The sequence below is a fragment of the Thalassospira sp. UBA848 genome, from assembly GCF_002295455.1.
Lineage (GTDB): Bacteria > Pseudomonadota > Alphaproteobacteria > Rhodospirillales > Thalassospiraceae > Thalassospira.
The window spans coordinates 1-12,241 of record NZ_DBGS01000060.1 but is presented as its reverse complement, the minus strand read 5'-3'; the positions used below and the strand labels follow the sequence as shown (position 1 = coordinate 12,241).

The following is a 12,241-nucleotide window of genomic DNA, read 5'->3' as shown; positions in this document are numbered from 1 at the left end:
GAAACCAGACTTCGTTGGCAAGCGCGGTCTGGCGCGTCCGGACCTGGTTGCCGAGGGCCGCAAGCAGTTGATTGGTCTTCTGACCGAAGATGGCAAAACCAAGCTTGAGGAAGGGGCGCAGATCGTTCTTGATCCGAACCAGCCCAAGCCGATGAAGATGGTCGGCCATGTGACATCAAGCTACCACAGCGATGCGGCAGGTCGCCCGATTGCCATGGCGCTGCTTGAGGACGGTTTCAATCGTATGGGTGAAACCATTTACATTCCGATGCCAGATCGTGTGATCAAGGCGACAGTCACCGGGACCGTATTCTACGATCCCGAAGGTGCACGGTTGAAACTTTAGGCGGGGAACAGAAAAATGACGGTACTTACACACGCATTTACGCCGGGTCCGATCGTTGCTTCCGGGCCGGTCAAGCTGACCCTTATGGCACCGGTTGCCCGCTTCTCGTTGCGTCTGCGTGCAGCCAACATACCGGCTGTGGCAAAGGCTCTTGGTGTCGATCTGCCAACCACGGTTGGTGAACGTGCGGCCAGCGGCACGACAGAGGCCATCTGCCTTGGTCCGGATGAATGGATGATCATCGCCAAGCCGGACGATACCGATACCCTGGTTTCGGCCTGTGCCGACATCTATGCATCGGCCACCCACAGCCTGACCGAGGTTTCCGCCCGTGAAATCACGGTTCGGATCGAAGGCGACCGTGCAGCAGAACTGCTAACCATCGGTTGCCCGCGTGATATCGACCGCATCCCGGTCGGCGGCGGTTGCCGCACGGTGATTGACGGTGTCACGGTGGTGCTGTGGCGTGACGCGGAACAAAGTTTCCGCATGGATATCTGGCGGTCCTTTGCAATGCACATCATCGATTTGCTGTGTACTGGCTGCAAGGAATTCGCAGCGGAATAAATCAGGTCGGGGCGGGGTTTGGGTGATTGCCAACTCCGCCCCAGCTGATTCGGACAACTTGACTGAGTTGAGTTGGGCCACCTGACGCATTGAAGCTTTGGATCAGCTTGTCTCAGGTGATTGAGATCGCTAGTCTTTGGGGCACCTTCCGCCACTGAAAGACGCCCTCCATGATCCGTTCCGTGCTTGCCCTTCTTGATATTCGCCCTGCTTATACGCGTCTGATGGCGGAACGTCATGACTTCCATCGATATGACCTTCTTGATGACAAGCAGGCGTTCCTTGATGAAATGGGCGCACAGATCCGGGCGGTTGTGACATCGGCACGCTTTGGTGTGCCCGCGGATTTATTGGCCCAATTGCCAAATCTTGAGGTGATAACAAGTTTTGGCGTCGGGCATGATGTCTTTGATCTTAAGGCACTTCGTGACCGCGGCATTCGCGTTTCAACGACGCCTGATATCTTGACTGACGATGTCGCCGATACGGCAATCATGTTGATGCATGCCACCATGCGACGGCTGATTGCCGGGGATAACTGGGTGCGCAGTGGAATGTGGGCTGCAAACGGCCCGATGGTGCTGACCAGAACCGTTCGTGGCAAGAAACTTGGCATTGTCGGGTTGGGCCGTATTGGACAGGCAATTGCGTCACGCGCGGTGCCAAGTGGCTTGGAAGTCGGCTATTTCGGGCGGAGCAAAAAGGACGTCGATTATCGGTTCTTTGATCAACTAGGTGCCTTGGCGGAATGGTCCGATATTCTGGTGCTGGCCTGTCCCGGTGGGGCTGCGACCAATGGAATTGTGGATCAACTGGTGCTTGATGCCCTTGGCAAAGACGGGGTCATTATCAATATCGCGCGTGGATCGGTGATTGATGAACCCGCTTTGATCAGGGCTTTGCAGCGTCGATTGATTGCCGGTGCGGGGCTTGATGTTTTTGAGGGCGAACCAAACATTGATCCGGCATTTTCCAAGCTCGACAATGTTGTGCTCTATCCGCATCTGGCAAGTGGAACGGTGGAAACCCGTGATGCGATGGCGCAACTGGTTGTTGATAATCTCAATGCCTGGGACGAACGCGGCGAACTGATCACGCCAATTATATGACTGGCGTTCTGGGTCAGGCAGGGACCTGATCGCGCAGCCATTGCCGCAGTAATTCTGCATCAGGTGACAGGGTATGTGCCCCGATCAGCCAGTAATGCTTATCGGTGTCGGCAGCGTTTTCTGACAGCACAACGAGATTGCCGGTCGCGATATCGCTTTCGATCAGTGAGGTCGGGCAAAGACCGATGCCATGACCTGCTTGTATGGAGCTGATCAGAAGGTTGAAGTCACCAAACACGGGCGCGCTATCACCTGACAGCTCAAGACCATGCTTGCGAAACCAGGACCGCCACGCATCTTCGGTTTCATCATGCAGCAATCGTGCACCCATAAGGGCATCGGGACCGGCAAACGGCCCGGCCTTTTCGAGATAAGATTTCGCACAGGTCGGGCGGGTCGCAGCGCTTAGAAGTTTTTCCGCAGACTGTTCTGGTGTCTTGCCATGGCGGATCAAAAGATCTGCCCCGACTTCCTCGGGCGTGGTAGCCCCAAACGGATAGACAATCGAAACCTGAATTTCCGGATATCGTTCCATAAAATCGGGAAGCCGGTTTGTCAGCCAAAGCGAAACGACAGAGGGTTGGCAGGCAAGACTAACTTTGCGTTTGGTCTTTTGCGGGGAAACCCGTGCGGCAGCATCTTTGATTTCGCGGATCGCAATGTGGCAGGAACTGGCAAACTGTTGGCCCTGTCTGGTCAGTTGTACGCCACGTGCCTTGCGGATAAAAAGAGATGTGCCAAGCCAGTCTTCAAGGGCCCGAACATGCTGGCTGACCGCCGTTGACGTAATGCCAAGGGCCTTGGCGGCGCGGACGAAACTTTCAAATCGTGCCGCAGCCTCAAAAGCCGGGATATGCGAAAGTGGCGGGATATCCTTCATAGATTATGGGTAAGTATTTCTTGGCCTATTGGCAAGAATAAACACGCTTGTCAGATGATGGCACTGTGCCATCCTGTTGCGAATTCGTTTCCCCTGATGAAGGCCAAGACATGACTTTCAAGTCCCAACATCCCGCCCCCGCTGACGCCGATGCACGCCGTGCCGTGAAGCCTGTGGTGGTGTATCCCAATGGTACTCTGCCCGAACCGGACTTCGCGACGTTGGCCGAGTTTAAGGCATCAATGAAAAAGTCCGAGGAAGTCATCGTTCCGCCGCGTGACGCGCGAACGTTTCGCGTGCCCAAGGGGCATTTCTTTCGCATCGTCAGTGTTGATGGGCCCCAGGTCGGGGACCTGAACCTTTGGAATGCCGATAACCTTCAGGAACGGTTCTTTAGTGGCAAGACGCGTGCTTTGCACCGGACCCATGTGACAACCGGTGACCGCTTATGGTCAAACATGCCGTATCTGCGCTCAATGGCGCTGATCAGTGAAGACACATTGGACTGGTATGGCTTTGATGATGATGGTGGCAGTGTGCATGACGTTATCGGGACCCGGTGTGATCCATTCACCAACCGTTTGCTCTCAGGGCAGGATTATCACCATTGCTGTCATTCCAACCTGTGTCGTGCGCTAAGCGCTGAAACAGGCATGTCGATGCAAGAAGCCGATCACTATGTGCATGATGTGCTCAATGTTTTCATGTGTACCGGTTTCACCAAGGACACTCATCAGTATTTCATGAAAGCAAGCCCGGTACGTCCGGGGGACTATATTGAAATGTTTGCCGAAATTGACCTGCTTGGCAATCTGTCTACCTGTCCGGGCGGGGATTGCAGCACCGGGCATTCAAGTGATGAAGCCGCATGTTATCCGCTGAAGGTCGAGATTTATGAAACCGACCCGGCCTTGCAGGAAAAGTGGGATTGGCATGCACCCAACGCCTATCATCATCCATAAGGTCTGATGCAACCCCGGTTGGGAGCATCGACGGGGATGCGTGCCTTGTCTGAATACTGGTCGGTATTGATCAAGCCCGCCTAGCGGTCACGCAACTGCCCATTGACCGTGACGGACTTGATTACGGCAAACACCTTTTGATGGGGTTGCAGCTTCAGGCGAGACCCCGACCATTTCGTGATCCGGGCATGGATCTTCGGACGCCCGCTGGTTTCGGCCAGTAGTGTGGCGTCGGCATCCTGACCAAAGCACATGGTGACGTCGATGGTATCACCGGGTTCGTCACTGATTTTTGTGATGGTAACCGGGATGATGTTGTTCGCACTGATGTCGCGTGGCGGGGTGCGGGCAATCATGACGTCGCGTGCGCGCACATGCAGGCGGACCTGATCGGTTGTCGGGCGCCCCAAATAGGGCACAACAAGGCGCTGCTCGCCGCATTCAAGGAAGCTGACCTCGGCCTTGGGATCGCGGCTTACGATCCGGGCGGGCAGGACGGTTCCGGCATCAAAGCGCCCGGCAAGTGGAGGCAGGTCCGTGCGTCCCAGCATCTCGAACACCGATCCTGTAGCAAGCGTTTTGCCCTGATCGATCACCACCATGTGGTCGGCAAGACGGGCGACTTCGTCAATGGCGTGCGTAACATAAAGGATCGGTATCTTGCGATGATCACGCAACCATTCGAGATAAGGCAGTATTTCCTGCTTGCGGGCGTGATCAAGGGCCGAAAGCGGTTCATCAAGCAGCAATACATCCGGATTAGACAAAAGCGCACGGCCAAGTGCAACGCGTTGTTTTTCCCCGCCAGACAAAAGGTTGGGGCGACGGTCCATCAGGTCCGCGATATCAAGCATCGCAAGGATGGCCTGCTGTTCGTCCTGCGGCAGTTTGAGGGGGTTGCGGCGTGCGCCGTAAAACAGGTTGTCGCGCACCGATTTGTGCGGAAACAGGCGGTTATCCTGAAACACGCAGCCAACCCGGCGTTCGCGAACTGGCACGTTGATGCCGCGCGAATGTTCAAACAGGACATGATCGTTGATCTGGATATGACCGCGGTCGGGTCGAACCAGACCGGCAATCATGTTGACAAGCGTCGTTTTGCCGCTGCCTGATGGGCCAAACAGGGCTGTGATACCCGGTTCCGGAATGTTGAATTCGGCCGCGAGCCGGAAATTCCTGAAATCATGTTCAACATTGACACCGATGCTCATGACGCGGCCCTCTTGCGGATACGGCGGAGCGCCAGTTCGGAAAGAAGCAACCCGGTAAAGGCAAGACCGATTGAAAGGGCTGCGAGCCTTGCTGCCGCCAGTTCGCCGCCCGGTGTCTGGATCGCGGTATAGATCGCAAGCGGCAAGGTGCGGGTTTCGCCCGGAATGTTGGATACAAACGTTATGATGGCACCGAATTCTCCAAGGCTTGCGGCAAAGGCCGTAATCGCACCGGCAATGATGCCCGGAAGTGCCAAGGGCAGGGTTAATGAGAAGAACCTGTCAATCGGTCCTGCCCCCAACGTTTCGGCCGCCTGATAAAGACCGTGATTGACGTTCTCAAGGCTCAGCCGGATGGCGCGAACCTGAAACGGGAAGCTGACGATGGCAGATGCCAGTGCCGCCCCTGTCCAGCTAAAGACAAAGCGCAGGTCAAAGGTTTCATACAGCCACGCCCCCAGGGGCGCACGGGTGCCCATCGCGATCAACAACAAATAGCCCATCACAACGGGCGGAAGGATCAGCGGTAGGTGCACAATGGCATCCAGTATAAAGCGCCCAGGAAAACGACCAAGGGCAAGCGCGGTTGCGACAATAATCGCAAAGGGAAGGGCGCACGCAACAGCGACGCCAGAGATGCGCAAGCTTAGAAGAAGTGCCTCAATTTCGGCGGGGGTCAAACTGATCATTGTTCGGGCACAGTAGCCTGCATTGTTGCAAGGGGTTCAAAGCCATAGTCGGTAAAAATCCGGCCCCCGTCATCCCCCAAAAGCCACAGCAGGAATTTTATTGCCCTGGCTTTGGCATGACCGGTGATCGACGCAATCGGATAGGTGATCGCCGGGTGGCTGTTTTCTGGGAATGTACCAATGATTTTGACCTTGTCTGAAATTCGGGCATCGGTCTGATAGACAATACCGAGCGGTGCCTCGCCGCGTTCGACAAGTACCAGAGCAGCGCGAACATTGTCGGCACGGGCCAGCCTCGGATTGATGGTTTCCCATTTCCCCAGGGAAGTCAGTGCCTGTTTGGCATAAATCCCTGCCGGGACATGGTCCGGGTCACCAACTGCAATACGGTCATCCGGTCCGACTAGTGATATCAGGTCGGTGGTTGCATTTATGTCAAGCGGGGCCAGGGTGCTGTTTGTTGGTGCAATAAGTACCAGCCGATTTGCCAGCAGGTCATAACGGCTATTGGGGGTGATCAGATCCTGACCTTCAAGCCAGTCCATCCATCTTCCGTTGGCAGAAATAAAGATATCGGCTGGGGCACCTGCCGATATCTGCCGGGCCAGTGTCGATGAACTGGCAAGTGACAGGCGGATTTTATCACCTGTTTCGCGTTCATATGTGCGGGCCGCAGTTTCAATGGCGTCGGTAAGGCTGGCAGCTGCAAATACGGTAATGTCGCGCGCCTTGGCTATTGGCGACATGCTGCCAATCGCGACAGTAGCGATCAGAAGGAAAGCAAATGAACGAAACAGTTTGCAATGGGCGTGGGCCATGGTGTTCGTAAGCGCCTGTGAATGCGAGCATTGCTTATCACTATAGCGAAAATCACCCTTAATCAAAGGGATGCCCGAAGTGGTTCACATAAATCGCATTTAAACGGCAAGGCCCGCCGAATGGCGGGCCAAAGATCGCAAGTTCAGGTGAAAGTTTCAATTAAGAGCAGACAGCCGCACGCAGCGGATCATCTGCATCCATATTGAACCATTCATCCATATTTGTCGGAAAGCCGTTTTCATCAAGCGCAGTTTCAGGTGTGATGTAGCCGCGCCGTCCCTGTGCACAATCGACAAGATGGGTCAGGGCAAGGGTTTCACCGCCCTTGCGCAGTAGCAACGTCATGACCCGTTTTTCATCCGGGTTTTCGGGATTGGAAACAAGTTTGTCGTGATCAATCGCAGTAAAGCGATTGGTGGGCGCGGAAACCAGTGTCCACGGCGCGAAGATGTTTTCGTCGGTGAAGGTTTGAATGACGCTGATGGTCTGGGGAAGACGTGCTTCGTAGCGATCAAACCATGTGTATTCATCCCAGATCATATAGCCAAACATTGCAATTGCGGCGATAAAGGGAATGACATATTTCGGGGCTTTGCGGCCCCAAAGCCGGAACAGCAACATCACCACACCAGCCGATGCAAACCCGACGACAACGGTCGTGAAGATAAAGACGTACATGCGGGGGTGGCTCCCAAATTTCTGTTATTGTTGATGGGGGTTGTTGAACCCTGATAACCGATTAGCGCAGTATCCGGTCTAGCTCAAGTTCGCCTTTCGGATCACGCTTGGCGATCTGGGCCAGAAACAGGCCCGAGGCCGCGATGGCATCAGAAAGCGCATTATGCGCCCGGAAGGGCGGCAAGTTGTGATTTCGGCGCAAGGTATCAAGTCTGAGGGCGCCGGCCTTCATCGGTTCGCCGCTGCGCCGTATATCGCGTAATGCCAGAACCAGTGTATCGACTGTCGGAATTTGCAGCGGAGCCCCAAAGCAGCGTTTGCACGCCTGACCAAGAAAACCCAGTTCAATCGGCGCATGGTGGGAAATTAACACCCGGCCAGCCATTTGGGGTAACAGATGTTCAAGGGCGCTTCCGATATCGGGGGCGTCGGCGACGTCACTGTCAAAGATCCGGTGCACCACGACCGAGCTTTCGCTAAGTTCCTTGCTCGGTCGCACAAGAATATGTTCACAACTGGAAAAATCGACAGAAAGCTGGCGAATGATCACCCAGCCGAGGCTAACGATTTCGTCCTTTTTGGGATCAAAGCCGGTCGTTTCAAGATCAAGGGCGATGAACTCTGTTTCCATCACCGACCTTTCGGGATCGGCAGGCGGCACATCGTAATAGGTTCGCAAAGGCCCGGTTGCCTTGCGTTGAATGAAATCACGATACAGGCGGCTATCAAGGATCTTTTCGCGCAATCCCATAGGGTTTATGTCCCGCTTTTGCCAAAGGCGTGCTCAAGGGCACCCTGAAGGTTCTTGATCACCGAAAAGGCATCTTTCAGGTGGCTGCGCTCAAAGGCTGACAAACTTTCGGGTTGTAGAAAATTATCGGGGGTTTCGCCGCGCCGGATCTGGCGGACCTGATGTTTAAGGCGCGTGATGCTGATGAATTCAAAGGCATCAAGAAGATCTGATGCGCCTTGATTGCTGATGGACGGGAATGCTTTGACCGCATTGAGGCGCTCGTAGGTGTTCACGGATTCCACCCCGTTGGCCAGAGCATGGATGCGGGCCAGATCAACAATCGGTACGACCCCGTTATGCTTAAGGTCCAGTGTCTTGTCATGCTCGCCGCCGCGAATCATCACGAAGTTTTTAAAGAACCCGAGCGGTACGTGATGGGTCAGGGCATTGCCCACCATATAGGCCTGAAAGATACGGTTGTCTTTGGCCTTTGAAACAATCATGCGATGTAATTCATCAAACAGGCTTTTCGTGCCATGAACCGGGCGCAGGTCAAACCAGACGGAGCAATACATCAGGGACTTTGGTTCAGGCTGTTCGATCCATTGGTTGAAATACTTCTGCCAGGTGCGAACCGGCTGACGCCATTCATCGATCTTTGCCATCATCTCGCCGGGGCAATAGACATATCCGACCTTGTGCAGGCCATCACAAACGTATTCGGCCAGCTTCTTGAAATATTCCCCATGCTGATCGGCATCATAGGCGTCATCGATAATCAGACAGTTATCCTGATCAGAAAGGGCGGTCTGTTCCTGACGGCCCTGCGATCCGCCCGCCATCCAGACATAGGGAACAGGCGGTGGGCCGAATTGTTCCTCTGCTAGTTGCAGCAGGCGCGCGGTGGCTGCATCCGACAGGGTGGTTACGATATGTCCGGCATTGTAAGATGTCGCGCCTGCTTCGATCAGGTGGCTGAGAAGCTCTGGTACCTGAGCAATGACCTTTGCCATGTCTTCCGGTGTGGTCAGCTTGCCGATGCGTCCGGCCATGTAAACGGCCGACAGAGATTGGCGGGCGAGAAGATTGTTGGTGGTGATCATGCCAACCGCCTTGCCATCCTTCATTACGGGCAGATGGCGGATGTTATTGCGCGTCATGGTCAAAAGGGCATCGAATGCAAACTGGTCCGGATCGATGGAGATCGGGTTTTCAGTCATGATGGCCGATACCGGCTCGTCATAGCTGCGCCCAACGGCAATAACACGATTACGTAGATCGCGGTCGGTCATGATCCCGGCAACAGCACCATTGTCCTCGGTGATCAGCAGGCAGGATACGCGTTCCTTGCTCATCAATTGGCCTGCGTCGAGGATAGAGGCAGATTTGTCGATGCTGACAAGATCACGTGCGATCAGGTCACTGACCTTCACACTCATCAGTTTGAGCTGGTCATCGTCGCGGCTTTCAAGCAACTGCATGCCGCTGCGCAGGCGTTCGCCCCCCATCTTCGCGAAGAAATAGCTAAATTGTGGATACTTGCCCGTCAGGTCGTGGAAATCCTTTTCCGGCAGCAGGTAGCAGAGGCTGTCCTCCAGGGTTGTAATGTTATTGGCTGCGCGACCATTTTGATACATGGCGCGCACGCCAAAGCATTCGCCCTCTGACAGGCGGGCAAGCAATTGCCCGTCAGGATCCCGGGTTTCGGTGCCGCCAGTGCGAATGATGTAGAGGTGAAGGCATTCCTGTTCCGGCGAAAGGACCTTGGTCCCCGCGCGGAAATAGCGGGCCTGCAGGCGTTTGGGCAGTGCGTTGATTTCTTCGTCTGGTAACAGATCGAAAGGGTGATGCTGTTTTAGAAATTCGGCAATTTCTTCGAGTTCGATGCTCATGATTGCTTTCCTTCGCAAGGCCACGCCCTGAGGTCATTGTTGCCTGACAATGATCGAAAAGAAAAGCCCCCGGATCAGTGATCCGGGGGCCTGCAACAGTTTTTGGCAAACCGGTTGACCGATTAGTGGTCAACCGCGCTACCGGCTCCTTTCGGAACACGGATGTCTTCAATCATGACCTGGATATGCTCTGGCGGCTCAGCGGTGACTTTCGACACAGCGAAAGCAACGATGAAGTTCAGAACCATACCAACTGCACCAATGCCTTCCGGCGAGATGCCAAACAGCCAGTTTTCCGGCGTGTTTGCAATGATTGGGTCAAAGAACACACCTTTGTAGGCAAGGATATAGCCCATGGTGAAGACCAGACCGGTCAACATGCCGGCAATCGCGCCTTCGCGGTTAACCTTCTTGGAGAAGATCCCCATGATGATAACCGGGAACAGCGAGGATGCGGCAAGACCGAAGGCGAAGGCCACCACCTGTGCCACAAAGCCCGGAGGATTGTAGCCCAGATAACCGGCAATCAGGATGGCGACAGCTGCGGCAATACGCCCGGCCATCAGTTCCTGTCCTTCTGTCATGTTTGGTGTGAAGGTCCCTTTGAGAATATCATGTGATACGCCCGAAGAGATCACAAGCAGCAGGCCCGCAGCCGTTGACAGTGCCGCGGCGATACCACCAGCTGCGACCAGGGCAATAACCCAGTTCGGAAGCTGTGCGATTTCCGGGTTGGCCAGAACCATGATGTCACGGTCAACGCTCAGTTCGTTACCCTGCCAGCCGAACTCGGCTGCCTTGGCGGCAAACTCTGCGTTCGCATCGTTGTAATACTGGATGCGGCCGTCACCGTTCTTGTCTTCGAATTTCAGAAGGCCGGTTGCTTCCCAGCGCTTCATCCAGTCCGGACGCTCTTCGAATACAAGGTTCCCGTCTTCTGCGCCAACTTCACCAGTCTGGATGGTTTCGGTCAGGTTCAGGCGTGCCATTGCACCAACTGCCGGAGCGGTGGTGTAGAGCAGCGCGATGAAGACCAGTGCCCAACCGGCCGAAGAACGTGCATCACGTACTTTCGGAACGGTGAAGAAGCGAACGATAACGTGCGGAAGACCAGCAGTACCAACCATCAGGGCAAGGGTGATTGCAAAGATATCAATCGTTGACTTGCTGGTGGTGGTGTATTCGAGGAAGCCGAGTTCCGTCACAACCTGGTTCAGGCGATCAAGCATGAATTCGCCCGTGCCATTCACGGTCGAGCCGAATGCCAGCTGCGGCAGCGGATTGCCGGTCAGCTGGAATGCGATGAAGATTGCCGGAATGGTGTAGGCAACAATAAGAACGCAATATTGTGCAACCTGGGTATAGGTAATGCCCTTCATGCCGCCAAGAACGGCATAGATGAAGACGATACCCATGCCGACGATCAGGCCGGTAAGGATTTCAACTTCAAGGAAGCGCGAGAACACGATACCAACGCCGCGCATCTGACCTGCCACATAGGTAAACGAGATAAAGATCAGGCAGATAACAGCAACGATACGGGCTGCTTTGGAGTAGTAGCGATCCCCGATGAATTCCGGCACGGTGAATTTACCGTACTTACGAAGGTAAGGTGCCAGAAGCATCGCCAGCAGGCAGTAACCACCTGTCCAGCCCATCAGGTAAACCGAGCCGCCATAGCCAAGAAAGGCAATGAGACCAGCCATGGAGATAAAGGAAGCAGCCGACATCCAGTCTGCTGCGGTCGCCATGCCGTTGACGACCGGGTTAACACCTTTGCCAGCGACATAGAATTCGCCGGTGGTGCTTGCCTTGGCCCAAATCGCGATGCCGATATACAGCGCGAAACTCAAGCCGACGGCAATATATGTAAGGGTAGTAAGATCCATCTTGTCTGTCTCCCTGATCCTGCGTCAGTCGTCTTCACGAACGCCGAATTCGCGATCCAGTTTGTTCATCTTGGCCACATAGACAAAAATCAGTGCGACAAAGACGTAAATGGACCCCTGTTGAGCAAACCAGAAACCAAGCTGGAAGCCCGCTATTTCGATAGAATTGAGGGCATCGACAAACAAGATGCCGAAACCGTAGGAAACGATGAACCAGATCGCGATAAGAACCGAGACCAGCTTCACGTTTCTCTTCCAGTAGGCTGCGCTTTGTTCATCCATCGCGCGTCTCCTTCCTAGAAATGATAACTTTCCCTGCCGACATCATTTTTGAATTGTTTTTGTCGGCCGCATGAATGCGTGGCGTTGAATGCATCAAGACACACTCATTGCCTGTAAAGCTCGATACCAGTTTTCGAGAGTCGCCATAAGCTAATCATTAGTCGTATAGAACAGGGTGTTAGGG

The 12,241-nt window shown here is 54.6% G+C and carries 13 protein-coding genes; 4 read left to right on the top strand and 9 right to left on the bottom strand.

Annotated features, from left to right (window positions below):
• The 3 genes from B2R48_RS08170 to B2R48_RS08160 all read left to right on the top strand — a co-directional run.
• On the top strand, positions 1 to 346 hold a 346-nt coding region (locus B2R48_RS08170), incomplete at its 5' end, for a glycine cleavage T C-terminal barrel domain-containing protein (protein ID WP_296999328.1).
• Between the two features lie 15 nt (positions 347 to 361).
• Positions 362 to 913 (top strand): sarcosine oxidase subunit gamma, encoded by a 552-nt coding sequence (locus B2R48_RS08165; protein WP_296999327.1) that lies wholly within the window; start codon positions 362 to 364, stop codon positions 911 to 913.
• Between the two features lie 170 nt (positions 914 to 1,083).
• Entirely contained in the window at positions 1,084 to 2,022 is a 939-nt protein-coding gene (locus B2R48_RS08160) for a 2-hydroxyacid dehydrogenase (RefSeq protein WP_296999326.1), read from the top strand.
• Between the two features lie 13 nt (positions 2,023 to 2,035).
• Here the strand turns inward: B2R48_RS08160 and B2R48_RS08155 are convergent, their stop codons facing one another.
• Positions 2,036 to 2,902, bottom strand: coding sequence for a LysR substrate-binding domain-containing protein (locus tag B2R48_RS08155; protein WP_296999325.1), 867 nt, complete (start codon positions 2,900 to 2,902; stop codon positions 2,036 to 2,038).
• A gap of 110 nt (positions 2,903 to 3,012) precedes the next feature.
• Here B2R48_RS08155 and B2R48_RS08150 point away from each other — a divergent pair, with 110 nt between their 5' ends.
• A complete protein-coding gene (locus B2R48_RS08150) occupies positions 3,013 to 3,864 on the top strand; it encodes an urea carboxylase-associated family protein (protein WP_296999324.1) in 852 nt (283 codons plus the stop codon).
• 80 nt (positions 3,865 to 3,944) lie between these two features.
• Here B2R48_RS08150 and modC read toward each other — a convergent pair whose 3' ends face one another.
• The 8 genes from modC to B2R48_RS08110 form a co-directional block, all read right to left on the bottom strand.
• A complete protein-coding gene (gene modC, locus B2R48_RS08145) occupies positions 3,945 to 5,075 on the bottom strand; it encodes a molybdenum ABC transporter ATP-binding protein (RefSeq protein ID WP_296999323.1) in 1,131 nt (376 codons plus the stop codon).
• Positions 5,072 to 5,764 carry a molybdate ABC transporter permease subunit gene (modB, locus tag B2R48_RS08140; RefSeq protein WP_084272064.1) on the bottom strand — a complete coding sequence of 231 codons (693 nt, stop codon included), beginning with the start codon at positions 5,762 to 5,764 and terminating at the stop codon, positions 5,072 to 5,074. The genes modC and modB overlap by 4 nt, the downstream gene beginning before the upstream one ends.
• Positions 5,761 to 6,582 carry a molybdate ABC transporter substrate-binding protein gene (gene modA, locus B2R48_RS08135; protein ID WP_296999322.1) on the bottom strand — a complete coding sequence of 274 codons (822 nt, stop codon included), beginning with the start codon at positions 6,580 to 6,582 and terminating at the stop codon, positions 5,761 to 5,763. Before modA ends, modB begins: the two co-directional genes overlap by 4 nt.
• A 160-nt stretch (positions 6,583 to 6,742) precedes the next feature.
• Positions 6,743 to 7,261 carry a hypothetical protein gene (locus tag B2R48_RS08130; RefSeq protein ID WP_296999321.1) on the bottom strand — a complete coding sequence of 173 codons (519 nt, stop codon included), beginning with the start codon at positions 7,259 to 7,261 and terminating at the stop codon, positions 6,743 to 6,745.
• Between the two features lie 61 nt (positions 7,262 to 7,322).
• Complete coding sequence (locus B2R48_RS08125; protein ID WP_296999320.1) at positions 7,323 to 8,012, bottom strand: exonuclease domain-containing protein; 690 nt, start codon at positions 8,010 to 8,012, stop codon at positions 7,323 to 7,325.
• Positions 8,013 to 8,017: 5 nt separating this feature from the next.
• Complete coding sequence (locus B2R48_RS08120; RefSeq protein ID WP_296999319.1) at positions 8,018 to 9,886, bottom strand: DUF294 nucleotidyltransferase-like domain-containing protein; 1,869 nt, start codon at positions 9,884 to 9,886, stop codon at positions 8,018 to 8,020.
• A 122-nt stretch (positions 9,887 to 10,008) separates the two neighbouring features.
• Positions 10,009 to 11,775, bottom strand: a complete 1,767-nt coding sequence (locus B2R48_RS08115) for a sodium:solute symporter family protein (RefSeq protein WP_062956298.1) — start codon at positions 11,773 to 11,775, stop codon at positions 10,009 to 10,011.
• 24 nt (positions 11,776 to 11,799) lie between these two features.
• A complete protein-coding gene (locus B2R48_RS08110) occupies positions 11,800 to 12,057 on the bottom strand; it encodes a DUF4212 domain-containing protein (RefSeq protein WP_008889559.1) in 258 nt (85 codons plus the stop codon).
• Between the last annotated feature and the right edge of the window lie 184 nt (positions 12,058 to 12,241).